General features: G+C 70.2%; 22 protein-coding genes. 13 read left to right on the top strand and 9 right to left on the bottom strand.

Annotation, left to right across the window (positions count from 1 at the left end; genetic code table 11):
• Positions 1 to 2: 2 nt before the first annotated feature.
• Positions 3 to 977 (bottom strand): dTDP-glucose 4,6-dehydratase, encoded by a 975-nt coding sequence (gene rfbB, locus ACIRRH_RS12885; RefSeq protein ID WP_403065950.1) that lies wholly within the window; start codon positions 975 to 977, stop codon positions 3 to 5.
• Positions 978 to 1,070: 93 nt separating this feature from the next.
• On the opposite strand from rfbB, the gene ACIRRH_RS12880 reads away from it, so the two are divergent.
• Both ACIRRH_RS12880 and ACIRRH_RS12875 read left to right on the top strand, forming a co-directional pair.
• A complete protein-coding gene (locus ACIRRH_RS12880; protein WP_403065947.1) occupies positions 1,071 to 2,342 on the top strand; it encodes an XRE family transcriptional regulator in 1,272 nt (423 codons plus the stop codon).
• Positions 2,335 to 2,955: a 2'-5' RNA ligase family protein gene (locus ACIRRH_RS12875; RefSeq protein ID WP_403065944.1), complete on the top strand. Its 621-nt coding sequence runs from the start codon at positions 2,335 to 2,337 to the stop codon at positions 2,953 to 2,955. Before ACIRRH_RS12880 ends, ACIRRH_RS12875 begins: the two co-directional genes overlap by 8 nt.
• Before the next feature lie 71 nt (positions 2,956 to 3,026).
• Here the strand turns inward: ACIRRH_RS12875 and ACIRRH_RS12870 are convergent, their stop codons facing one another.
• Positions 3,027 to 3,950 carry a heme A synthase gene (locus tag ACIRRH_RS12870; RefSeq protein ID WP_403066267.1) on the bottom strand — a complete coding sequence of 308 codons (924 nt, stop codon included), beginning with the start codon at positions 3,948 to 3,950 and terminating at the stop codon, positions 3,027 to 3,029.
• Positions 3,951 to 4,263: 313 nt separating this feature from the next.
• On the opposite strand from ACIRRH_RS12870, the gene ACIRRH_RS12865 reads away from it, so the two are divergent.
• Together ACIRRH_RS12865 and ACIRRH_RS12860 are read left to right on the top strand one after the other, a co-directional pair.
• Complete coding sequence (locus ACIRRH_RS12865; RefSeq protein WP_403065942.1) at positions 4,264 to 5,574, top strand: choice-of-anchor A family protein; 1,311 nt, start codon at positions 4,264 to 4,266, stop codon at positions 5,572 to 5,574.
• Between the two features lie 361 nt (positions 5,575 to 5,935).
• Positions 5,936 to 6,619, top strand: coding sequence for an LAETG motif-containing sortase-dependent surface protein (locus tag ACIRRH_RS12860; RefSeq protein WP_403065939.1), 684 nt, complete (start codon positions 5,936 to 5,938; stop codon positions 6,617 to 6,619).
• 69 nt (positions 6,620 to 6,688) lie between these two features.
• Here the strand turns inward: ACIRRH_RS12860 and ACIRRH_RS12855 are convergent, their stop codons facing one another.
• Together ACIRRH_RS12855 and ACIRRH_RS12850 are read right to left on the bottom strand one after the other, a co-directional pair.
• On the bottom strand, positions 6,689 to 7,408 hold the full coding sequence (locus tag ACIRRH_RS12855) for an ABC transporter permease (protein WP_403066265.1): 720 nt from the start codon (positions 7,406 to 7,408) through the stop codon (positions 6,689 to 6,691).
• 83 nt (positions 7,409 to 7,491) lie between these two features.
• A complete protein-coding gene (locus ACIRRH_RS12850) occupies positions 7,492 to 8,418 on the bottom strand; it encodes an ABC transporter ATP-binding protein (protein WP_403065936.1) in 927 nt (308 codons plus the stop codon).
• Between the two features lie 177 nt (positions 8,419 to 8,595).
• On the opposite strand from ACIRRH_RS12850, the gene ACIRRH_RS12845 reads away from it, so the two are divergent.
• The 9 genes from ACIRRH_RS12845 to ACIRRH_RS12805 all read left to right on the top strand — a co-directional run bounded on the left by ACIRRH_RS12845 (position 8,596) and on the right by ACIRRH_RS12805 (position 16,305).
• On the top strand, positions 8,596 to 9,438 hold the full coding sequence (locus ACIRRH_RS12845) for a helix-turn-helix transcriptional regulator (RefSeq protein WP_403065933.1): 843 nt from the start codon (positions 8,596 to 8,598) through the stop codon (positions 9,436 to 9,438).
• A gap of 9 nt (positions 9,439 to 9,447) precedes the next feature.
• Entirely contained in the window at positions 9,448 to 10,863 is a 1,416-nt protein-coding gene (gene sufB, locus ACIRRH_RS12840) for a Fe-S cluster assembly protein SufB (protein ID WP_403065930.1), read from the top strand.
• A 55-nt stretch (positions 10,864 to 10,918) separates the two neighbouring features.
• A complete protein-coding gene (gene sufD / locus ACIRRH_RS12835; RefSeq protein WP_403065927.1) occupies positions 10,919 to 12,151 on the top strand; it encodes a Fe-S cluster assembly protein SufD in 1,233 nt (410 codons plus the stop codon).
• 5 nt (positions 12,152 to 12,156) lie between these two features.
• Positions 12,157 to 12,474: a bifunctional 3-phenylpropionate/cinnamic acid dioxygenase ferredoxin subunit gene (locus ACIRRH_RS12830; protein ID WP_224280615.1), complete on the top strand. Its 318-nt coding sequence runs from the start codon at positions 12,157 to 12,159 to the stop codon at positions 12,472 to 12,474.
• 6 nt (positions 12,475 to 12,480) lie between these two features.
• Positions 12,481 to 13,245, top strand: a complete 765-nt coding sequence (sufC, locus tag ACIRRH_RS12825) for a Fe-S cluster assembly ATPase SufC (RefSeq protein ID WP_224280614.1) — start codon at positions 12,481 to 12,483, stop codon at positions 13,243 to 13,245.
• Positions 13,242 to 14,501, top strand: coding sequence for a cysteine desulfurase (locus ACIRRH_RS12820; RefSeq protein ID WP_403065923.1), 1,260 nt, complete (start codon positions 13,242 to 13,244; stop codon positions 14,499 to 14,501). Before sufC ends, ACIRRH_RS12820 begins: the two co-directional genes overlap by 4 nt.
• A 20-nt stretch (positions 14,502 to 14,521) precedes the next feature.
• Positions 14,522 to 14,974, top strand: coding sequence for a Fe-S cluster assembly sulfur transfer protein SufU (sufU, locus tag ACIRRH_RS12815; RefSeq protein ID WP_403065920.1), 453 nt, complete (start codon positions 14,522 to 14,524; stop codon positions 14,972 to 14,974).
• A 21-nt stretch (positions 14,975 to 14,995) separates the two neighbouring features.
• Positions 14,996 to 15,373: a metal-sulfur cluster assembly factor gene (locus tag ACIRRH_RS12810; protein WP_403065917.1), complete on the top strand. Its 378-nt coding sequence runs from the start codon at positions 14,996 to 14,998 to the stop codon at positions 15,371 to 15,373.
• A 284-nt stretch (positions 15,374 to 15,657) separates the two neighbouring features.
• On the top strand, positions 15,658 to 16,305 hold the full coding sequence (locus tag ACIRRH_RS12805) for a Uma2 family endonuclease (protein WP_403065914.1): 648 nt from the start codon (positions 15,658 to 15,660) through the stop codon (positions 16,303 to 16,305).
• A gap of 171 nt (positions 16,306 to 16,476) precedes the next feature.
• On the opposite strand, the gene ACIRRH_RS12800 is transcribed toward ACIRRH_RS12805, so the two are convergent.
• The 5 genes from ACIRRH_RS12800 to amcB all read right to left on the bottom strand — a co-directional run bounded on the left by ACIRRH_RS12800 (position 16,477) and on the right by amcB (position 20,848).
• Positions 16,477 to 17,331, bottom strand: coding sequence for a hypothetical protein (locus tag ACIRRH_RS12800; RefSeq protein ID WP_403065911.1), 855 nt, complete (start codon positions 17,329 to 17,331; stop codon positions 16,477 to 16,479).
• 650 nt (positions 17,332 to 17,981) lie between these two features.
• Positions 17,982 to 18,698 (bottom strand): hypothetical protein, encoded by a 717-nt coding sequence (locus tag ACIRRH_RS12795; RefSeq protein WP_403065908.1) that lies wholly within the window; start codon positions 18,696 to 18,698, stop codon positions 17,982 to 17,984.
• Positions 18,699 to 18,720: 22 nt separating this feature from the next.
• Positions 18,721 to 19,407, bottom strand: a complete 687-nt coding sequence (locus ACIRRH_RS12790) for a pentapeptide repeat-containing protein (protein WP_403065905.1) — start codon at positions 19,405 to 19,407, stop codon at positions 18,721 to 18,723.
• A gap of 74 nt (positions 19,408 to 19,481) precedes the next feature.
• A complete protein-coding gene (gene amcA, locus ACIRRH_RS12785; protein WP_403065902.1) occupies positions 19,482 to 19,706 on the bottom strand; it encodes a multiple cyclophane-containing RiPP AmcA in 225 nt (74 codons plus the stop codon).
• Entirely contained in the window at positions 19,703 to 20,848 is a 1,146-nt protein-coding gene (gene amcB / locus ACIRRH_RS12780; RefSeq protein WP_403065899.1) for a cyclophane-forming radical SAM peptide maturase AmcB, read from the bottom strand. The genes amcA and amcB overlap by 4 nt, the downstream gene beginning before the upstream one ends.
• Between the last annotated feature and the right edge of the window lie 328 nt (positions 20,849 to 21,176).

Raw genomic sequence — 21,176 nt, 5'->3', positions numbered from 1 at the left:
CTTCACGCGGCGGCCCGCGCTGTGGCGGCGGTCTCCCACCAGTCCGGGTTACGGCGGTACCAGTCGACGGTCTCGGCGATGCCGGCCACCAGGTCCTGCCGGGGCTGGTAGCCGAGCTGGGCGAGCTTGCCCCAGTCCATTGAGTACCGGATGTCGTTGGCGGCCCGGTCGGGCACGTAGGTGACCTGGTTCCAGGTGGCACCGGTCTCGCGCAGGAGCATGCCGGTCAGCTCGATGGTGGTCAGGTCGGTGCCACCGCCGATGTTGTAGGCCTGTCCGGGGATGCCCTTGCGGAGGACCAGCTCCACTCCGGCGCAGTTGTCGGTGACGTGGAGCCAGTTGCGGACGTGCTCCCCGTTGCCGTGGACGGTGACCTTCTCGCCGGCCAGCAGCCTGGTGACGAACAGCGGGATCAGCTTCTCCGGGTACTGGCGGGGCCCGTAGTTGTTGGAGGAGCGGGTCACGCACACCGGCACGCCGTAGCTGGAGTGGTAGGCCAGGGCGATCATGTCCGAGGCGGCCTTCGACGCCGAGTACGGCACGGTGGGGTTCAGCGGGTCGGACTCGAAGGCCGTGCCGGTCGGCAGGGAGCCGTACACCTCGTCGGTGGAGATGTGGACGAACTTGCGGACGCCGATGCGGCGGGCGGAGTCGAGGAGCGTCTGGGTGCCGAGCACGTTGGTGGAGACGAAGTTCCCGGCGTCGGTGAGGGAGCGGTCGACGTGGGACTCGGCGGCGAAGTGGACCACGGCGTCGTGGGTCTCCATCAGGGCGTCGACCAGGGTGCGGTTGAGGATGCTGCCCTGGACGAAGGTGAACTTCTTGGAGTCGGTGATGCCGTCGAGGTTGCCGAGGTTGCCGGCGTAGGTGAGGGCGTCCAGGATGGTCACCTTGGCGACGTGGTCGGCGTCGATGAGGCGGCGGGCGAAGTGCGATCCGATGAAGCCGGCGCCGCCGGTGATGAGGATGTTCTCCATGGGAGCCACCGATCTGGGTGAGGTGTGGTGGAGGTTCAGCCGGTGCAGGAGGGCAGCAGCTTGCGGTTGAGGGCCTCTGCGAGGCTCAGGCTGTTGCCCACGACGACGGAGGCGGGCTCGGGCGGCCATTCGATGGCGAGGTCTGCGTCGAGCGGATCAATCGACAGGAACCATTCGGGACGGTGTTGCCAGTTCCTTCCCGAATCCGACCTGCGAATCCTGGGCCACCGAGCCGAGCCCACACCTACGGACACCGTCACAGTCCGCCAGGCCACACCGTCGGCTCCCTCGGCGTCGTCGAGGGAGCCGACAGTCCCACTCACCGGCGCCGACCTCGTCCAGGTCGCCGCCCAGGAAACCGCACAGTGGGCTCAATGGGCGGAGGTCACCAACTGCGGACCCGTCGCACTCGAACAATTCACCGCCGACACCCAGTACCTCGCCGCTGCGTATCTGATGGCTGACGACCCGCTACGGGTCTTCCAGCAGACCAAGCTCCAGCTCAATCGCGTCTGGGACCTGCTCTATGGACACCAACGCCCGCAGCAGCGCCGGGAATTGTTCACCACCGCCGGCTACCTCTTCGCGATGCTCGCCTGGATGACCAGCGACCTCGGGCACCGCGCACAGGCAGAGACCCACGCGCGCGCCGCTCTGTTGTGCGCCGACAACGCCGACGATCCGGCCCTGTACGCCTGGATCTGTTCCACCCGCAGCAAACTCGCGTTCTGGGACGGGCAGTTCCGTCAGGCCATCCAGCATGCCCAGCGCGGTGCTGCGTACCAGGCCCACGGGACCGTCGCCGTTCTCCTCCAGTGCCAGCTCGCCGACGCCTGGGCCGAAGCGGGCGCCCGTGCCCAGGCATTGATGGCAATCGGTCAGGCCGAGGACGCCGCCTCCCTCGATCGCTCCAGCACGCTCCACGACCAGGTGGGCGGGCTCTTCAGCTGCCAGCCCGGACGTCATGCGAACTACAGCGCGGCGGTCCACCTCCGCACCGGATCCGCAAGCAACGCCCTCGCTCACGCCGAGCGAGGACTCGCCGCACTTCAGCAGCAGCGCGTGCGCGCCTACGGCACCGAGGCCCAATTGCACATCACCCGCGCCGGTGCTCACCTGCTCGCCCGCGACCCGGAGGGCGTCCTTGACGCCATCGCCCCTGTCCTCGCCCTGCCGACCGAACACCGCACTGCCCCCGTCCGCCGGCGACTGCGCGACCTCGCACGCGACACGGCCGCCTCCCCCATGGGAGACAGTGCCGCTGGCCTGCGCCTTCAGGACGCGGTCGAGACCGCCGTCCGCGAAGCCACGCGCGCCCTCTCCCCGGGGATCGCAACCAGTGCTTGGATCAACGACCATGAGTGACACTCCCGAACGGATGGCAGATCACTGGTGGTGGCGGCCGGGCTGGGCTGAAGGTCGCCGTTTCTATACCTGGCACCTCACCTTCGACGGCGCCGACGACCTCCACCGGCTTGCTGCCGACTACCGTCATGCCTTGGCGGACGTGACCGGCCTCGACCTGGTCCCGGACCGCTGGCTCCACCTCACTATGCAAGGCCTCGGCTTCGTGGACGAGGTGGACGAGAACGACGCCCGCGCCATCGGCGACGCTGCCGGCCGTCACCTGGCGAAGGTCCCCGCCTTCGACCTTGCTCTCGGTCCCGCGATCGTGACCCCCGAAGCGCTGCTGCTCACCGTTGCTCCCGCCGACGCGGTCCACGCGGTCCGTTCGGCCATCCGCACCGCCATCGCCGACGTCTGGACGCAGGTCCCCGAAGTGGCCGACGGGTTCCGCCCACACGTTTCCGTCGCCTACTCCAACTCCATTGGCCCCGTTCAGCCCGCCACCGATGCCTTGGCGGAAGTCGCGTCCTACCCGGCGACCGCCCGCGTTACGTCCGCCGAGCTGATCGTCCTCGGTCGTGACGAGCGGATGTACGAGTGGCAGTCGTTCGCCCAAGTGTCGCTCGGATAACGAAGACCTGCGCCAGGTACGTCGAAGGCCCCCATCGTGGATGGGGGCCTTCGACGTACCTGGCTTGTTGCTCAGGCGGTGGCGGTCTCGGGCGTCCGTGGGGCCGGAGCGTCGACCGGGGTCTCTACGGCCTCGCGGGTGCGCAGGGCGAGCGGGACGCGCAGCGCGGCGATCCAGGTGAGGGCGGCGAGCAGCATGTGCAGGCCGACCATGAGCTCGGGGGCATCCGTGAAGTACTGGATGAAGCCGAGTACGCCCTGGAGGAGGAGGACGGCGAGCAGTTCCTTGGCGCGGGCCCTGGCCGGCTGGGGGGCCTTGACGGCGGCGAAGACGAAGATCACCGCGATGGCCAGGCCGACCGAGACGAACGCGAAGTCGGCGTGGAACTGCGCGAGGCGGTCGTAGTCGATCGGGATGCGCGGGACGATCTTGTTGTCCTTGGGTGTGCCGGGGTGGTGGCCGGCGCCGGTCACCAGGGTGCCGGCCGCGACGAGCAGGCCGATCACGGTGACCAGGACGTACGAGAGCTGGTGGATCGGTCGGGCCACCGAGAGCCTGGCCGGGCCGTCGCCCTCCTTGGACCGCTCCCACATCAGCAGCGCGACCCAGACCAGGGCCATCGCGGCGATCATGTGCAGCGCCACGGTGTACGGGTTGAGGCCGGTCAGCACGGTGATGCCGCCGAGCACGGCGTTGCTCATCACCAGCCAGAACTGCGCCCAGCCGAGCTTGGTCATGCTGTGCCGCCAGGGCCGGTGGCAGCGGGCGGCCAGGATCGCCCAGCCGACGGCGGCGCTCAACACGTAGGTGAGCATTCGGTTGGTGAACTCGACGACGCCGTGGAAGCCCATCTCGGCGGTGGGCGTCAGACTCTCGTCGGTGCAACGGGGCCAGGTCGTACAGCCGAGGCCGGAGGCGGTGAGCCGGACGGCGCCGCCGGTGACGACGATCACCACGCTCATCACCAGCGCGGCGAACGTGGCGCGCCGGACCATCTCGGCGGATGGCTGCCAGCGCTCGGCGAGCAGGGAGAAGGGGTTAGGCACGGGTCAATCGTAGGCGGCCTTACAGGCGATCTTTGGGCGGGGCGCGGGTGGTGCGGCGCGACGGTGCGGGCGGCGCGACGGGATGCTGCGGTGCCGGCGGCCCGCGACACGCGCAGGGGCGACACGCGGACAAAACGGGGTGGTCCGGGCAAGGGGCGGATTGGTCTTGACCAATCGCCTGTTCGGCGGAAAGAGTGCGGCTTGGTCCATACCTTTTCGGGCCTCTCCCACCCCATCCCGCACGTAAGCGGAGATCCTGCACATGCGCATATCCACTTCCGCCGCCGCGCTCGCCGTCGGTGGCTCTCTCGCACTGGCCGGCCTGGTCGCCCCGGCCGCCCACGCCGCCGACCACGCCCAGGAGTGCCGCAGCCTCGGGGTCGCCAACCTCTACGGCGAGTTCATCGAGGGCGACGACACCCACACCCCCGACGCCGAGGGCGCGGTCGCGGTCGGCGGCAACGCCGACTTCACCGGCGGCTTCTCGGTCGGCCAGGAGCTCACCGCGGCCCAGGTCGACGCCCTGCCCGGCAAGAACGCCCTGGTCGTGGCCGGCAAGATCACCGGCCACAACACCCAGGTGATGAAGGGCAACGGCGTCTTCGGCTCCAAGGCCGACGGCGCGGTGGTCCAGGCCCACGCCGGCAGCATCGCCCAGGGCCCCTCGCCGATCGACTTCAAGGCCGAGTTCGCCAAGCTGCGCGCCGCCGCCACCTCGTTGGCCGCCGTGCCGCAGACCGCCGGCGCCACCGTCCAGGCCGAGGGTGCCAAGCTGACCCTCACCGGCGGGGACGCGAAGTACAACAACTTCACCGTCGACGCCGCGAAGCTCCAGGGCGCCAAGGACGTCTTCGTCAAGGTGCCGGCCGGCTCGGTCACCGTCATCAACGTGACCGGCGGCTCGTACGACATGGCGGCGGCCGGGACCACCGGCTTCCACCTGTGGGACGAGGGCAAGAAGACCTTCGTGCTGGACGACAAGCTCCAGAGCGCCGCGGGCGGTGCGATCCGGGCCAAGCTGCTCTGGAACTTCCCGACCGCCACCAAGGTGGTCAAGAACAGCCAGGCCGCCTGGGCCGGCACCGTGCTCGCGCCGAACGCCGCGTTCGACCTCGGCAGCGGCGGCCCGGTCAACGGCTCGGTGATCGCCGCCTCGCTGACCGGCAAGGGCGGTGCGGAGACGCACCACTACCCCTTCACCGGCTGCCTGCCGGGCACCGTCCCGACGCCGTCCGGCACGCCGACGGTGCCGCCGACCGTGCCGAGCGGATCGCCGTCGGTCACGCCGAGCGCGTCGACCTCCCCGAGCGGTTCGGCGAGCCCCTCGGGCAGCCCGTCCGCCCCGACGAGCGGCAAGCCCAGCGCGAGCGGCTCGGCCAGTCCGTCGGTGGGTGGTTCGACGACTGCTCCGGTGGCCTCGGGCGGCCCGTCCGCCCAGCCGGACGCGGGCGGCAACCTGGCGCACACCGGCTCCGGCCCGGTGCTGCCGCTGGCGATCGGCGGTGCGGTCGTGCTCGCGGCCGGTGGCGCGATCGTGGTGGCCGCCCGGCGCAAGGCGGCCAGGAAGGCCTGAACCGGCCGGGCCGGGCCGCGGCGTTCGAACGGCCGGAAGGCCGGAAGGCCGGAACGGCCCGGAGGTTCGTCGGCTGACTGCATCGGAGCCCTCGGTGATTGAACCCGATCACCGAGGGCTCCGTTCTGTCTTGAAGGTGACGAAGTCCATCCGGGATTGCCGAATCCGCGTTCCGCGAGGTGGCGGCTGTGATGGGCTGGTCATGCACATCGGAAGACGGACGGACAGTCGATATCCGGTCGTACGGCGGGGTGTGGCGGGGTGCGGGAGTGCCGGTAGAGTCCCCCGGACAGTCGTAGCGGGCCACCGCGAACCACTCAACACGCCTGCTGCACAGGACCGTTCGGAGGGGAACAAAGTAATGGCACGACAGCAGCGGCACTTCGCGATCGGCGCGACGGCACTCGCCGGAACGGCTGCGGCCGGTTTTCTCCTGCCCCTGGCGCTGGCCACCAACGCCTCGGCGCACGTGCCGAGTTGGTCGGTGACCTGCGACAAGGTCACGATCGACCTGATCAACTACAGCGGCAACGAGACCGTGAGGAACACCGTCAGCCTCACCATCGACGGCGAGAAGGTCCTGGACGGCAAGATCTTCCCCAAGGAGTACCACGGCACCTTCCCGGTGAAGGACCACGATGCCCCGATCAAGGCGAACCTGGTGGTCACCACCACGGAGAACCCGAACGAGAAGGGCTGGAACATCAACGAGACCAAGACCATCGAGCCGTGCCACACGCCGACGCCGACTCCGACCCCGACTCCCACCCCCACCAAGACGCCGACGCCGACCCCGACCCCGACCCCGACGCCGACCGTGACCACGACCCCGCCGGTCACGCCCCCGGCCACCCCGACCCCGTCGGCCACCCCCACCCCGAGCAAGACCCCCGCCCCGGCGCCCACCACCAGCGCGCCGGCGCTCGCCCAGACCGGTAGCAGCGACGCGACCCCGATGATCGCGGCGGCCGGTGGCGGCGTGCTGCTGGTCGGCGGTGCGCTCGTCCTGCTCGCCCGCAAGCGCCGTGGCGGCAGCGAGAGCTGACGCCGGCCGATGACCCCGACGCCCCCCGGCCGCGGACGGCCGGGGGGCGTTGCGCGTTGCTCCCGCGGGCTACTCCCAGCGGAAGAAGCGGGCGGCCGCGGCCAGGCCGAGCACCGACCAGCCGGCCAGGATGCCGAGGTCCGCCCACGGCATCCCGGCGCCGGCCTGGAGCACCGACCGCAGGCCGTCCGAGAGCGCGGAGATCGGCAGCAGTTCCAGCACCGACTGCACGGCGGAGGGGAACCTGCTCAGCGGCACGATCACCCCACCGGCGAGCAGCAGCAGGATGAACACCAGGTTGGCGCCGGCCAGGGTGGCCTCGGCCTTCAGGGTGCCGGCCATCAGCAGGCCGAGCCCGGAGAAGGCGGCGGTGCCGAGGACCAGCAGCGCGGCCACGGTCAGCGGGTTGCCCTGCGGGGACCAGCCGAGGGCCAGCGCGATCACCGACAGCAGCGCGACCTGCAGCGCCTCCGTCACCAGGACGCAGCCGGTCTTGGCGGTCAGCAGTGCCCAGCGCGGCAGCGGGCTGGCGCCGAGCCGCTTCAGCACGCCGTAGCGGCGCTCGAACCCGGTGGCGATGGCCTGGCCGGTGAAGGCGGTGGACATCACGGCCAGTGCGAGCAGGCCGGGGGCCAGGAAGTCGACCCGCTTGCCGGGGCCCTCGACCGCGACGATGTCCACGGCGGAGAACAGCACCAGCAGCACCGTCGGGATGACCACGGTGAGCAGCAGCTGCTCGCCGTTGCGCAGCAGCATCCGGGTCTCGAACGCGGTCTGGGCGAGCAGCATCCGGCCGACGGGCGCCGCGCCGGGACTGGGGGAGTAGTCGGTGGACACGGCGCTCACGCTCGGGGTCCCCTCACTTCGTTCGCTCACGAGCGCAGCTCCCGTCCGGTCAGGTCGAGGAAGACGTCCTCCAGGCTGCGGCGCTGGACGGACAGCCGTTCGGGCAGGATGCCGGAGGCCGCGCACCAGCCGGTGACGGCGGCCACCAGCTTCGGGTCGACGGGAGCCTCGACGAGGTAGCTGCCCGGGGCGGTCTCGGCGGTGGTGGCACCCTCGGGCAGCTCCTTGAGCAGCGGGCCGAGGTCGAGGCCGGGCGGGCCGTCGAAACGCAGCGCGCCCTCGGCGCCGCCGCGGCACAGCTCCTCGGTGGTGCCGTGGGCGATCACCCTGCCGCGGTCGACGATGGCGACCCGGTCGGCGAGCTGTTCGGCCTCGTCCATGTGGTGGGTGGTGACGACCACGGTGACGCCGTCCCGGCGCAGGTCGCGCACCAGCTCCCAGGTGGCCCGGCGGGCCTGTGGGTCGAGGCCCGCGGTGGGTTCGTCCAGGAAGACCAGCTCGGGACGGCCGACCACCGCCATCGCCAGGGCGAGCCGCTGCTGCTGGCCACCGGACAGCCGCCGGTAGGTGGTGCGGCCGCAGGAGCCGAGGCCGAGGCGCTCGACCAGGGCGTCGACGTCCAGCGGACGGGCGTGCAGCCTGGCGGTGTGCCGCAGCATCTCGACGGCGCGCGCGCCCGCGTACACGCCGCCGGACTGCAGCATGACGCCGATCCTCGGCCGCAGCGCGGCGCTCTGGGCGACCGGGTCGAGGCCGAGGACGCGGACGGTGCCGGCGTCGGGGCGGCGGTAGCCCTCGCAGGTCTCGATGGTGGTGGTCTTGCCGGCGCCGTTGGGGCCGAGGACGGCGGTGATCGCGCCGGCCGGGATGGTGAGGTCGAGGCCGTCCACCGCGAGCTTGTCGCCGTAGCGTTTGACCAGCCCGGCGATCTGGACCGCGGGTTCGGAGTGCATACCGGCGAGTGTAGGAGCCGCCGGACGCGCGGCCCTCCGGGCGGGGGGTATCGGCGGTCCGGCGGCCGCTCCCGCAGACCAGGTAAGGCTTGCCTGCGTGACAGATGCCACCGGTGAGGCCTGCATCACGGCTTGTCCCGGCGGAAGTAATTACGCAACACTGGTGTTGTGAAAAACATGCGCGAGCACGTCCAGCAGCAGGAGGCCGAGTCGGCCTCCTCCTGTGACGTGCCCGTGACGGCGGCCGAGGTGCTGCTGGAGGGCCACCGGGCCACCCGGGACCGGGTCGCGCGGTCGATCCTGGACCACGGCCCCTCCTCCGCCGCCGACCTGGCGAGCCGGCTCGGCCTCACCGCCGCCGCCGTCCGCCGCCACCTCGACGGGCTGACCGCCACCGGCCTGGTCGAGTCCCGCGAACAGCGGGTCTACGGCAGCCGCGGCCGGGGCCGTCCGGCCAAGGTCTTCGGCCTCACCGACGCCGGCCGGGACGCCTTCTACCAGGCGTACGACCAGCTCGCGGCCGACGCCCTGCGCTGGATCGCGGACTCGGTCGGTGGCGGCAAGGCGGGTGAGGAGGCGGTCGCCGCCTTCGCCCGCGCCCGGTTCGGCAAGCAGGCCGAGAAGTACCTGGAGGCCCTGCGCCTGGCCGCCGCCGGGGAGCGCACCGAGGCGCTGGCCCAGGCGCTGAGCGCGGACGGGTACGCTGCCACGGTGCGGCGTGTCCCGTCGGCCGCGGCCAAGGCCCCCGCGGGCGCCCAGCTCTGCCAGCACCACTGCCCGGTCGCGCACATCGCCGAGCAGTTCCCGCAGCTCTGCGAGGCGGAGACCGAGGTCTTCTCCCGGCTCCTGGGCACCCATGTGCAACGGCTGGCCACGATCGCCCACGGCGACGGGGTCTGCACCACCTATGTGCCGGCATCCGGTGCCGCATCGTCGTCCGCCCGGCTGCCTTCGGGCCGCGGCTCCGATGCAGCGCCGACTGCCGGTACGTCCACCGAAGATTCTGCGTCCGCGCGTTAGGAAGCTCGCATGACTGACACCGTTTCGCACCCGGAGCTCGAGGGCCTGGGCAATTACGAGTACGGCTGGGCCGACCCGGACACCGCCGGTGCCGCGGCCAAGCGCGGGCTCAGCGAGGAGGTCGTCCGCGACATCTCCGCGAAGAAGAACGAGTCCGAGTGGATGCTCAACCTGCGTCTCAAGGGCCTGAAGCTGTTCGGCAAGAAGCCCATGCCGACCTGGGGCTCCGACCTCACCGGCATCGACTTCGACAACATCAAGTACTTCGTCCGCTCCACCGAGAAGCAGGCCGAGTCCTGGGAGGACCTGCCGGCGGACATCAAGGCGACGTACGACAAGCTCGGGATCCCCGAGGCGGAGAAGCAGCGCCTGGTCGCCGGCGTCGCCGCCCAGTACGAGTCCGAGGTCGTCTACCACCAGATCCGCGAGGACCTGGAGGAGCAGGGCGTCATCTTCCTGGACACCGACACCGCGCTGCGCGAGCACCCGGAGCTGTTCAAGGAGTACTTCGGCACCGTGATCCCGGCCGGCGACAACAAGTTCGCCTCGCTGAACACCGCGGTGTGGTCCGGCGGCTCGTTCATCTACGTGCCGAAGGGCGTGCACGTGGACATCCCGCTGCAGGCCTACTTCCGGATCAACACCGAGAACATGGGCCAGTTCGAGCGGACGCTGATCATCGTCGACGAGGACGCCTACGTCCACTACGTCGAGGGCTGCACCGCCCCGATCTACTCCTCCGACTCGCTGCACTCGGCGGTCGTGGAGATCATCGTCAAGAAGGGCGGCCGCTGCCGCTACACGACCATCCAGAACTGGTCGAACAACGTCTACAACCTGGTCACCAAGCGTGCCGTGGCGTACGAGGGCGCGACCATGGAGTGGGTCGACGGCAACATCGGCTCCAAGGTCACCATGAAGTACCCGGCCGTCTACCTGATGGGCGAGCACGCCAAGGGCGAGACCCTGTCGATCGCCTTCGCGGGCGAGGGCCAGCACCAGGACGCCGGCGCCAAGATGGTGCACATGGCGCCGAACACCTCCTCGCACATCGTCTCCAAGTCGGTGGCGCGCGGCGGCGGCCGGACCTCCTACCGCGGCCTGATCGAGATCGGCGAGGGCTCGCACGGCGCCAAGTCCAACGTGCTGTGTGACGCGCTGCTGGTCGACACGATCTCCCGTTCGGACACCTACCCGTACGTGGACGTCCGCGAGGACGACGTGTCCATGGGCCACGAGGCGACCGTCTCCAAGGTCAGCGAGGACCAGCTGTTCTACCTGATGAGCCGTGGCCTGACCGAGACCGAGGCGATGGCGATGATCGTCCGCGGCTTCGTCGAGCCGATCGCGCGCGAGCTGCCGATGGAGTACGCGCTGGAGCTCAACCGGCTGATCGAGCTCCAGATGGAGGGCGCGGTCGGCTGACGCCCAGCCGCAGACCGCCCACCGACTTTTCGAGGAAGAGAGCACTACGACAGCCATGGCTGACGTCCAGAACACCACCGGCTCCACCACCGCCGGTTCGATCGAGGTCGGCACCGCCGGCGCGGGCGCGCAGCTCGCCGGCCCCGGCACCGGCCGCACCGCGGTCCAGCAGCCGATCGACGCGCGCGTCGCGGTCAAGCCGTCCTTCGACGTGAACGACTTCCCGGTGCCCAGCGGCCGCGAGGAGGACTGGCGGTTCACCCCGCTGCACCGCCTCGGGGGGCTGCACGACGGCACCGCCGCCGCCTCGGAGCGGGGCGAGGACAAGGTCGAGTTCTCCCTGCCGGACGGCGTCACCGCCGAGACCGTCGGCCGGGACGACGCCCGTCTGGGCAAGGCCGGCACGCCGGTCGACCGGGTCGCCGCGCAGGCGTTCAGCGCCTTCGAGCAGGCCCTGGTGGTCACCGTCCCCAAGGAGGCGGTGCTGGCCGAGCCGGTCAAGATCGACGTGCGCGGCGAGGGCGGGGTCCGCTTCGCCCACGTGGTGATCGACGTCAAGCCGTTCGCCGAGGCCGTCGTGGTGCTGAACCACGCGGGCAGCGGCACCCGGGCCGCCAACGTCGAGCTGCTGGTCGGCGAGGGCGCCAAGCTCACCTTCGTGTCCGTGCAGGACTGGGACCGCGACGCCGTCCACGTCGCCCAGCACAACGCGCTGGTCGGCCGGGACGCCTCGTTCAAGTCCGTGGTCGTCACCTTCGGCGGCGACCTGGTCCGCCTGCACCCGCGGGTCAACTACGCCGGCCCCGGCGGCGAGGCCGAGCTGTTCGGCCTCTACTTCGCCGACGCCGGCCAGCACCTCGAGCACCGCCTGGTGATCGACCACGACACGCCGCACTGCCGGTCGAACGTGGCGTACAAGGGCGCGCTCCAGGGCCAGGACGCCCACGCGGTCTGGGTCGGCGACGTGCTGATCCGCGCCGCCGCGCTCGGCACCGACACCTACGAGCTCAACCGGAACCTGGTGCTCACCGACGGCGCCCGGGTCGACTCGATCCCGAACCTGGAGATCGAGACCGGCGAGATCGTCGGCGCCGGCCACGCCTCGGCGACCGGCCGCTTCGACGACGAGCAGCTGTTCTACCTGCAGGCCCGCGGCATCCCGGCCGACGAGGCCCGCCGCCTGGTGGTGCGCGGCTTCTTCGCCGAGCTGCTCCAGCAGATCGGCGTGGCCGAGGTCCAGGAGCAGCTCATGGAGAAGATCGACGCCGAGCTGGAATCGGCGGTCTGAGCGCGATGACCTTCCTCCGTGCCTGCGCGCTGAGCGACCTCCAGGAGGACGTTCCGAAGCGTGTGGACCTCAATGGCGTGCCGGTCTCCGTCGTCCGCACCGACGAGGGGGTGTTCGCGATCAACGACACCTGCTCGCACGCGAACGTCTCGCTCTCCGAGGGCGAGGTCGAGGGCTGCATGATCGAGTGCTGGCTGCACGGCTCCAGCTTCGACCTGCGCACCGGCAAGCCCTCCGGCCTGCCCGCCACCAAGCCGGTCGCTGTCTACCCCGTAAAGATCGAAGGGGACGATGTGCTCGTCTCCGTCAACCAGGAGTCCTGAGTACACATGGCAACCCTTGAAATCCGCGACCTGCACGTCTCCGTGGAGGCCGAGAACGGCCCGCGCGAGATCCTGAAGGGTGTCGACCTGACCGTGAAGCAGGGCGAGACCCACGCCATCATGGGTCCGAACGGCTCCGGCAAGTCCACCCTGGCCTACTCGCTGGCCGGCCACCCCAAGTACACCGTCACCGGCGGCTCGGTGCTGCTGGACGGCGAGGACGTCCTGGAGATGTCCGTCGACGAGCGTGCCAAGGCCGGCGTCTTCCTGGCCATGCAGTACCCGGTCGAGGTCCCGGGCGTGTCGGTCAGCAACTTCCTGCGCACCGCCGCCACCGCCGTCCGCGGCGAGGCCCCGAAGCTGCGGCTGTGGGTGAAGGAGGTCAAGGAGGCGATGGCCGCCCTCCAGATGGACCCGGCCTTCGCCGAGCGCAACGTCAACGAGGGCTTCTCCGGCGGTGAGAAGAAGCGCCACGAGATCCTCCAGCTGGAGCTGCTCAAGCCGAAGATCGCGATCCTCGACGAGACCGACTCCGGCCTGGACGTCGACGCGCTGCGGATCGTCTCCGAGGGCATCAACCGGGTCCGTTCGACCGGCGAGGTCGGCACCCTGCTGGTGACCCACTACACCCGCATCCTGCGGTACATCAAGCCCGACTACGTCCACGTCTTCGCCGGCGGCCGCATCGTCGAGTCCGGCGGTGCCGAGCTGGCCGACAAGCTGGAGGACGAGGGCTACGAGGCGTATGTGAAGGGGGGCGCGTCCGAGTGACGCATCCGTTTACGGGACTGCTCGACACCGACGCGATCCGCAAGGACTTCCCGGTCCTCCAGCGGTTGCTGCACGACGACAGGCCGCTGGTCTACCTGGACAACGCGGCCACCTCGCAGAAGCCGCGCCAGGTGCTGGAGGCCCTGAACGCCTACTACGAGCGGCACAACGCCAACGTCCACCGCGGCGTGCACGTGCTCGCCGAGGAGGCCACGGCGCTGTACGAGGGCGCCCGGGACAAGGTCGCGGCGTTCATCAACGCGCCGAGCCGCAACGAGGTGATCTTCACGAAGAACGCCTCGGAGTCGCTCAACCTCGTGGCCAACATGCTCGGCTGGGCCGACGAGCCGTACCGGGTGGACGCCGACTCCGAGATCGTGATCACGGAGATGGAGCACCACTCCAACATCGTCCCGTGGCAGCTGCTGTCGCAGCGCACCGGTGCGAAGCTCAAGTGGTTCGGGCTGACCGACGAGGGCCGGCTCGACCTGTCGAACATCGACGAGCTGATCACCGAGAAGACCAAGGTGGTCTCCTTCACCCTGGTCTCCAACCTGCTGGGCACGGTCAACCCGGTCGAGGCGATCGTCCGCAAGGCCCAGTCGGTCGGCGCGCTGGTCGTCATCGACGCCTCGCAGGCCGCACCGCACATGGTGCTGGACGTGCAGGCGCTGGAGGCCGACTTCGTCGCCTTCACCGGCCACAAGATGCTGGCCCCGACCGGCATCGGTGTGCTCTGGGGCCGTCACGAGCTGCTGGAGGACCTCCCGCCGTTCCTCGGCGGCGGCGAGATGATCGAGACCGTCACCATGGGCTCGTCCACCTACGCCCCGGCGCCGCACAAGTTCGAGGCCGGCACCCCGCCGATCGCCCAGGCGGTCGGGCTCGGCGCGGCCATCGACTACCTCCAGGGCATCGGCATGGAGAAGATCGCGGCACACGAGCACGCGATCACCGAGTACGCCGTCGAGCGGCTGCTGGAGGTCCCGGACCTGCGGATCATCGGCCCGCGCACGGCCGTGGACCGCGGCGCCGCGATCTCCTTCACCCTCGGTGACATCCACCCGCACGACGTGGGCCAGGTGCTGGACGAGCAGGGCATCGCCGTGCGCGTCGGCCACCACTGCGCGCGGCCGGTCTGCCTGCGGTACGGAATTCCGGCGACCACGCGGGCGTCGTTCTATCTGTACTCGACGCCGGGCGAGGTCGACGCGCTGATCGACGGCCTGCACCACGTCCGGAACTTCTTCGGCTGAACGGACGGGGCAGGACGACCATGAAGCTCGACTCGATGTACCAGGACATCATCCTGGACCACTACCGCAACCCGCACGGCAAGGGGCTGCGGGACGGCGACGCCGAGGTGCACCACGTCAACCCGACGTGCGGCGACGAGATCACCCTGCGGGTGAAGCTCGACGGCGTCACCGTCGCCGACGTCTCGTACGAGTCGCAGGGCTGTTCGATCAGCCAGGCGAGCGCCTCGGTGCTCAACGACCTGGTGGTCGGCAAGTCCGTGGGCGAGGCGCAGGCGGTCCAGGAGGCCTTCCTGGAGCTGATGCAGAGCCGGGGCCAGGGCGAGGGCGACGAGGAGGTGCTGGAGGACGCGGTCGCGTTCGCCGGCGTCTCCAAGTACCCGGCCCGGGTCAAGTGCGCCCTGCTCAGCTGGATGGCCTGGAAGGACGCCACCGTCCAGGCGCTCGCCCAGAACCCCGCCACGAACGACTGACCTCGCAGAGGAGGAATGACCATGACTGACGAAACCCCCTCCGCTGCGGAGGAGCAGCCGAACGGCGGCATCGTCGGCACCACCGCCGGCACCGTCTCGGTCGAGGACCTGACCGAGGCCCTGATGGACGTCGTCGACCCCGAACTGGGCATCGACGTCGTCAACCTGGGCCTGATCTACGGCGTCCACATCGACGAGTCCGACGTGGCCACCATCGACATGACGCTCACCTCGGCAGCCTGCCCGCTGACCGACGTCATCGAGGACCAGGCGAAGACCGCCACCGACGGCCTGGTGAAGGACCTGCGCATCAACTGGGTCTGGATGCCGCCGTGGGGCCCCGACAAGATCACCGATGACGGCCGCGAGCAGCTCCGCGCCCTCGGCTTCAACGTCTGAGATCGTCTTCGGCTCGACCTGCTGCCGCGCGACACCCACGGGGTCGCGCGGCAGCGGCGTGTCCGGGTTCCTTCGCCCGCCCGTCGCGGGGTGGACACCCGCGCGGCACATCGTTTGCTGCGTGGGTTCACCGCCGTTCCCCACCATCCACCCCCCACCCGCCTCCCGGCGGGTGCCCGCCCCTGGCCTGGGACCGTCAACCTGCTGCCGCACAAACCTCTCCTTCGAGGGAAAGCTTTGCGCGGCAGTGGTGTGTCTGCTGGTAGGCGGCGAGGGTGAGGACCATGTCGCCTGTTGTTGCGTCGGGGCAGTGGACCTTGCCGGAATCGCCGTACGCGCTGTGGGCCCGGGGCGAGCTCGATGAGCACCTGGGGCTGCCCGAGATGCTGCGGGTCGAGGTGATCGGCGGGGAGTTCGTCGTGACGCCGTATCCACCCTTTGCCCATGCCGCGATGCTCAGGCGCATCTCCGAACGGCTTCACTGGGCCGAACTCGGAGTTCCGGGCCATCCATGGCGGGTTGTGCAGAACGTGGGCGTTGACCTTGTGGAGATCGGGGACGGCTACGTTTCCGACCTTGTTGTCGTGAGTGCCGAGGTGGATCTGTCGGCGAGAGCGGAGGACCGGTACCTCAGTCCGAATGAGATCAGTTTGGCGGCTGAGGTCACCGCGTTTCCCAGTGCGCACAATGACCGGCGCCCTGTGTCTGAGAAGCCCACCAAGTGGAGCGGGTACGCGCGATCCGGGGTGCCGTACTACCTGTTGGTGGACCGGGACCCGCGGCAGTCCGGTGTCACGTTGTTCGGGGAGCCGGACCGGGGCGAGGGGACGTACGAGGTGCTCGGGGAGTGGAAGTTCGGCGAGTCCGTCCGGCTGCCGGAGCCGTTCGACGTCGAGATCGTGACCGGGGCCTGGAAGCCCTGGAACGCCTGAGATCCGCCGCACGACGAACGACGCTGCCGATGAAGAGCAGCGCGGGGGTGCCGGTGTACCCGGCGACGACTGGGCCGAGGGCGGTGACCACGCGGTCCGAGGCGGGCGGGACGATCAGCTGGGTGGCGGCCGAGGAGCTGCGTGTCGCCCGGATCGGTGGGACCGCGTGTCTCAGGCGGCGAGTTGTGCGGGCCGACTGCCGGCCAGTGCGGAGCGCAGGGCGGTTCGGACACGGGCGGCACCTGCGGCCGCCACGTCCGCGCCCTGGCCGACCGTGGGGGTTCGGGCTGTCAGGCCGGCGCACGGGCGGCAGATGCCCGGCCGGGGCACGGGGTCGTGGCACTTGGCGCACTCGGCGTACCGGGCCGGTGGCCGTGCGGTGGGCTGGGCGGGCGGCATCTTGTGCTCCAGGCGGTAGCGGAGTACGGCGGCCGCCGAGTGCATCGGGGTGGGCAGGCCCGGCAGCAGGGCGTGGGCGAGGTCGGCGTGGGTCGCGCCGCGCTGCAACCACTGCGCGACGAGGGGCGCCAACTCCCGGGCCTCGGCCTCGCCGAGGCGCAGACGCGGCTCGGGCCGGATCACCCGGAACAGGGTGGCCACCGCTGCGCGGACCTCTTCGGAATCCGGAGGTGGCGGGAGGGTGGGTTCTTGCTGCCGGTTCTTTACTACAGAGCCGACTGCGCGACCGGTAGTCGCTCCACCGGACGCCGGAGGGGTGGCACTCGGCCGCGCGAGCTGCGGGGTGTCGTAGACGTGGGTTTCGGTGCGGATCGTGCCGTCCGGCATACGGATCTTCTCGATCCGGTAGTAGCCGGCCTCGGTCAGCTCCTTCAGGGCCTTGCGGACGGCGCCGCGACCCTGGGGGCTGGTGTCGGCCATGTGTCGGCCGTCCTCGCGCCAGCCGTCGGGGCGGGAGAGGAGGTCCGCGAGCAGGCCGCGGGCGGTGTAGGAGAGCCGTCGGTACTGCAGGACGGCGTTGGGTAGCACGGTGAAGTCGCGCACGTGGGCGCTACGATGGACGCGCATCGGGAGTGTTGGCTCCTGTTGCCGGACCCCGGGGTGTTCCAGCACCGCCGGGGTCGCCTTGTTTTTGATTGGACTACGGAACGTACCACGGCACTTGACGCAGTGTGAGACGTTCGCGACATTCAGTGCGTGATCAGCGCGGGCCAACCCGGTTGGGCCGCCCCCAAGGCCCGAGCCCGCCGCGTCCATCACGGCCCGCTCGCGTCAGCAGGCCAAGATCAGGCGGCTTCGGCCCGATCCACTGCTGCTGCACTCGGCTGTGCGAGCCAGACCAGCCGTGCGGTGATCCCCGGTCGCCCGGCGAAATGGCGCAGGGCCCGATCGGGAGACGTGAGGGTCATTCGCGCCTGCCCGTCGATGCTGATCACGTGCGCTCGCCCGCTGTGGTCGGCGACCCCCCCAGGCCACGATCCACCCGTCGACGTCCGGGAGGCCCTCGCCGTACACCTGGACGACGGCGAACAGACGGGGCGCGGTGTCGAGCACGAGCCCGCACAGCTCCTGGTCGAAGGTCGGGCCGGTCGGCAGCCGAGGCGTGATCGGACGGGGGCTTTGCGGTGGCGCAGCAGCCATGGAGTCTCCTACGTGAATGGGGATCGGACGCGGCGCTGCCACCATCACGGGCAGCGGAACGCTCGCATGGGTCGGTGTCAGATCAGCGAGGCCAGGACACCGCGTGGCCAGTGGCCGAGCCAGAACGCGGCGGTGGACGGTTGGGGCTGGTCCTCGGTGGAGCCGTCGTGGGGCAGCAGTTCGGTGGGGGTGATGTAGCCCTCGCCGGGGTCGATCCGCAGCCGGAAGACCCGCAGGGGCAACCCGAGGGCGGCGTAGGCCCGCAGGTCGTCGGTGTGCGGATAGCGGTCCTCGGGGTCGGCGTGGAGATCCCGGCAGACGGCGCGGATGTCGAGGCCACCGAGCAGGAGGTAGCGGGTTCCTGGACCGAGGTTGAAGCACAGGCGCCGGCGACCGGTGTGCTTGGCCTGGTAGCGGAGCCTGTCCCAATTGTCGATGTGCAGGCCGATGCGGCGGACGCCCTCGTAATTCGGGGTGGTGGTGAGGGCGTTGGCCGGGTTCCTGGCTTGGCCGAGGTGGACGGCATCGGGGTCACCGAGTTCGTCGGCGAGGGAGGCAAGGGTGGCCGGGGGCGGGCCGTCGGGCAGCTTCACCAGTTCCACGAGCGTGCTGTCGGCGCTCCGCTCGGTCGGGCGGAGTTCTGCCGCCAGCACGGCGGTGAGGGGCTGCCAGGGGCCGGCCGGGAGAACGGCCCCGTCCTCGTAGTCGGGCTCGCCGTGAGCGGTGCGGACGCCGGTGCTGTCACACCTGGCGATGAGGGCGGCTGGGTCGGTGTGGGCGATCGCGAGAGTCACGCGGATTCCTCCCAGGCTGGGTTCACTGGTCGTCGAGGTTGTCGGCGAAGGTCACGTCCAGCTCGGCGACCAGGGCTTCGGCGAGTTCGGCCTGCTGAGTGCGGTCGATGAGGACCTTGCCGAGGTTGGCGACGCCCCGCAGCGAGGTGAGGTCGTTGCCCCGCAGGTCGAGGCCCTGGTACTTGCCCCGGCCGAACTCGGTCAGCCGCAGGTCGCAGGTGTCGAGGACCGCGCCGCCGAGGTCGCACCCCGTGAACGACACCTCAGTGAGCGCGCACTTGGAGAAGACGACCGCGCCGGTGGCGCGGATCTGCTCGAAGGTCGCGTAGTCGAGCTTGCAGTTGTCGAAGAGGACGTTGTCCAGGGTCCCGCCGATGAGCCCGGCGCCCATGATCCTGCAGTTACGGAAGACGACCCGGGAGAGCTTGCTGTCGGTGATGCGGGCGGCGGCGAGGTCGCAGGTATCGAACTCGACGGAGTCAAGGCGGACTTGGTCGAGCTGCATGCGGTCGACCCGCAGGTTGGAGACGCGACCGGTGACGAGGCGGGTCTCGGCGAGATCCAGGTCCCGCAGGTCGGCGTCACCGTACTGGAAGTCCTGGACGACGCCCCGGGCGGAGTCGAGGGTGGTGACGTTGGACAGGTACAGGCCGGGCTCGTTCAGGTGGGGCAGGGTCACGGTGACACGGCCGAAGGTGATGCTGTCCATGAGGTGCTCCGCTCTCGCGAGGGTCGGGCCGGGCCCGCACCGCTGGTGCGGGCCCAGGGTGGTTCGGGGTGGCGCTACTTGCCCTTGTTCTTGTTCGACCAGTTGTCCCAGGTGGGCCGGTTGTCGAACTTCGGCCCGTTGTTGTCCCAGGTGGGCCGGTTGTCGAACTTCGGCCCGTTGTTGTCCCAGGTGGGCCGGTTGTCGAACGGCCCGGCGGTGGGGTCGGTCACGGTGACGACGCCGGTGAGGTCGGCGACGACGGCGGTGTTGCTGGCGGCCAGCAGTTCGAGCAGGGTCATGCGGCTTTCTCCTCTTGGACGGTATCGGACAGGGCGGTGACCAGGGCCTGTCGGGACACGCGGCAGTAGTTCGTCTCCGTGGTGTCCAGGCGGCCGTTCTCGAAGTAGCGATTGCCGGCCTGGGCCCCTCGGCAGAAGTCGAAGACGTCGCAGGTGGCCTCGCACGCGTCCAGGCCGGTCAGGAACTCGCGCACGTAGCGCAGGCGGTGGGCGCGATCCAGCATCGATCCGATGCTCCGCTCCAGGACGTTCCCGGCCCGGAAGTCCTCGTAGGCCGGGTCGGTGGTCCCGGCGAGTTCGGGCGACAGCAGGACGACGTCGCCGTTGGAGGCGATGGTCGGGATCGGGTCGATCAACACGCGGTCCCAGGCGGCCCGGTGTCCGTCGCGGACATCCCGCAGGTAGCCGCCGAGTCGGTCGATCTCGCGGACGGTCAGGTCGCGGTTGCAACGTGACCAGGCGATGGTGCGGCGCCAGAACTCGCGGGCCTGCTCGGCGGTGGGAACCGCCCGGTCGATGTTGACGCCTTCCCTTTCCTCCATGTTCAGACCCACCGTGTGGCAGCCGAGGTCGGCCACGAAGTCGAGCAGGCCCTCGGGGTCGCCGATGCTCTCCGCGGCGACGACCGCGATCGCCGAGAACCGTACGCCGTACTCGCGCAGGCACCCGATGCCCTTCATGATCCGGTCGAAGGCCGGACGTCCGGTCCAGTCCACGCGCCGGCGGTTGAGGGCGGAAGGGCCGTCGATGCTCACCCCGACGCGGAACCCGTACGCGGTAAGGAAGTCGCACCAGGCCGGTGTGATCAGTACGGCGTTGGTCTGCACCGAGTGCTCGACCAACCCAGCCTGCCGCAACGGCTCGAACGGGGCCAACAACTCCGCGAGTCGCGAGCGGCCGACGGCCAGCGGCCCACCGGCGTGCCAGACCACCTCGACCGGCTCCGGTGACGCCGTATCGGCGAACTCGGCGACGGAGCGGGCCACCGCCTCGGCGATCGCGACCGACATCGGTGCCCGCCGCTTGCGGTCGGGCAGGTAGCAGTAGGTGCAGTCCAGGTTGCAGAAAGAGTCAGCCTGGACAACGACCGTTCTCGGACGACGGGCGATGCGGAGCCGATATCGGGCCGGGGAGTGCATCATGCTGCTCCTCCAAGGGCGGAGACCGGGCCAGCGCAGGGCCGTTCACGGGGCGAGATCCTGCGCCGGTGGCCGCCCGGGGCGGGCGGCGTGCAATCAGTGAACGACAGTCACAAGCAATACGGTGAGGCAAAGTTGCTGGCAATCTGGTCCCATTCCGACCGGAAAACTTGACCGTCTCATTACCCGACTCCATGCACGGCACGTGACAACACGACTACGTTGACCTCATGCTGGCCAATGTCCCGCTCCGCCTCCGGATGTCCGAACGCCGAATGACCAAGGCCGAGTTGGCACGCGAAGTGAACGCCGAGATCAGGATTCTCACGGG

The organism is Kitasatospora sp. NPDC101235, assembly GCF_044767505.1.
Lineage (GTDB): Bacteria > Actinomycetota > Actinomycetes > Streptomycetales > Streptomycetaceae > Kitasatospora.
Note: the sequence above shows the minus strand (reverse complement) of the source record. Positions and strands in the feature narration are given on the sequence as shown.

What these genes read in the sequence shown, in the direction of transcription:
- ACIRRH_RS12850 (WP_403065936.1), bottom strand. Translation starts at nt 8,418, where the DNA reads ATGCACTCCGAACCCGCGGTCCAGATCGCCGGGCTGGTCAAACGCTAC.
- ACIRRH_RS12805 (WP_403065914.1), top strand. Translation starts at nt 15,658, where the DNA reads ATGTCGCCTGTTGTTGCGTCGGGGCAGTGGACCTTGCCGGAATCGCCG.
- sufD (WP_403065927.1), top strand. Translation starts at nt 10,919, where the DNA reads ATGGCTGACGTCCAGAACACCACCGGCTCCACCACCGCCGGTTCGATC.
- ACIRRH_RS12870 (WP_403066267.1), bottom strand. Translation starts at nt 3,950, where the DNA reads ATGGTCCGGCGCGCCACGTTCGCCGCGCTGGTGATGAGCGTGGTGATC.
- ACIRRH_RS12800 (WP_403065911.1), bottom strand. Translation starts at nt 17,331, where the DNA reads ATGCGCGTCCATCGTAGCGCCCACGTGCGCGACTTCACCGTGCTACCC.
- ACIRRH_RS12875 (WP_403065944.1), top strand. Translation starts at nt 2,335, where the DNA reads ATGAGTGACACTCCCGAACGGATGGCAGATCACTGGTGGTGGCGGCCG.
- amcA (WP_403065902.1), bottom strand. Translation starts at nt 19,706, where the DNA reads ATGACCCTGCTCGAACTGCTGGCCGCCAGCAACACCGCCGTCGTCGCC.
- amcB (WP_403065899.1), bottom strand. Translation starts at nt 20,848, where the DNA reads ATGATGCACTCCCCGGCCCGATATCGGCTCCGCATCGCCCGTCGTCCG.
- sufB (WP_403065930.1), top strand. Translation starts at nt 9,448, where the DNA reads ATGACTGACACCGTTTCGCACCCGGAGCTCGAGGGCCTGGGCAATTAC.
- ACIRRH_RS12830 (WP_224280615.1), top strand. Translation starts at nt 12,157, where the DNA reads ATGACCTTCCTCCGTGCCTGCGCGCTGAGCGACCTCCAGGAGGACGTT.
- sufC (WP_224280614.1), top strand. Translation starts at nt 12,481, where the DNA reads ATGGCAACCCTTGAAATCCGCGACCTGCACGTCTCCGTGGAGGCCGAG.
- rfbB (WP_403065950.1), bottom strand. Translation starts at nt 977, where the DNA reads ATGGAGAACATCCTCATCACCGGCGGCGCCGGCTTCATCGGATCGCAC.
- ACIRRH_RS12855 (WP_403066265.1), bottom strand. Translation starts at nt 7,408, where the DNA reads ATGCTGCTCGCCCAGACCGCGTTCGAGACCCGGATGCTGCTGCGCAAC.
- ACIRRH_RS12845 (WP_403065933.1), top strand. Translation starts at nt 8,596, where the DNA reads ATGCGCGAGCACGTCCAGCAGCAGGAGGCCGAGTCGGCCTCCTCCTGT.
- ACIRRH_RS12865 (WP_403065942.1), top strand. Translation starts at nt 4,264, where the DNA reads ATGCGCATATCCACTTCCGCCGCCGCGCTCGCCGTCGGTGGCTCTCTC.
- ACIRRH_RS12810 (WP_403065917.1), top strand. Translation starts at nt 14,996, where the DNA reads ATGACTGACGAAACCCCCTCCGCTGCGGAGGAGCAGCCGAACGGCGGC.
- ACIRRH_RS12790 (WP_403065905.1), bottom strand. Translation starts at nt 19,407, where the DNA reads ATGGACAGCATCACCTTCGGCCGTGTCACCGTGACCCTGCCCCACCTG.
- ACIRRH_RS12860 (WP_403065939.1), top strand. Translation starts at nt 5,936, where the DNA reads ATGGCACGACAGCAGCGGCACTTCGCGATCGGCGCGACGGCACTCGCC.
- sufU (WP_403065920.1), top strand. Translation starts at nt 14,522, where the DNA reads ATGAAGCTCGACTCGATGTACCAGGACATCATCCTGGACCACTACCGC.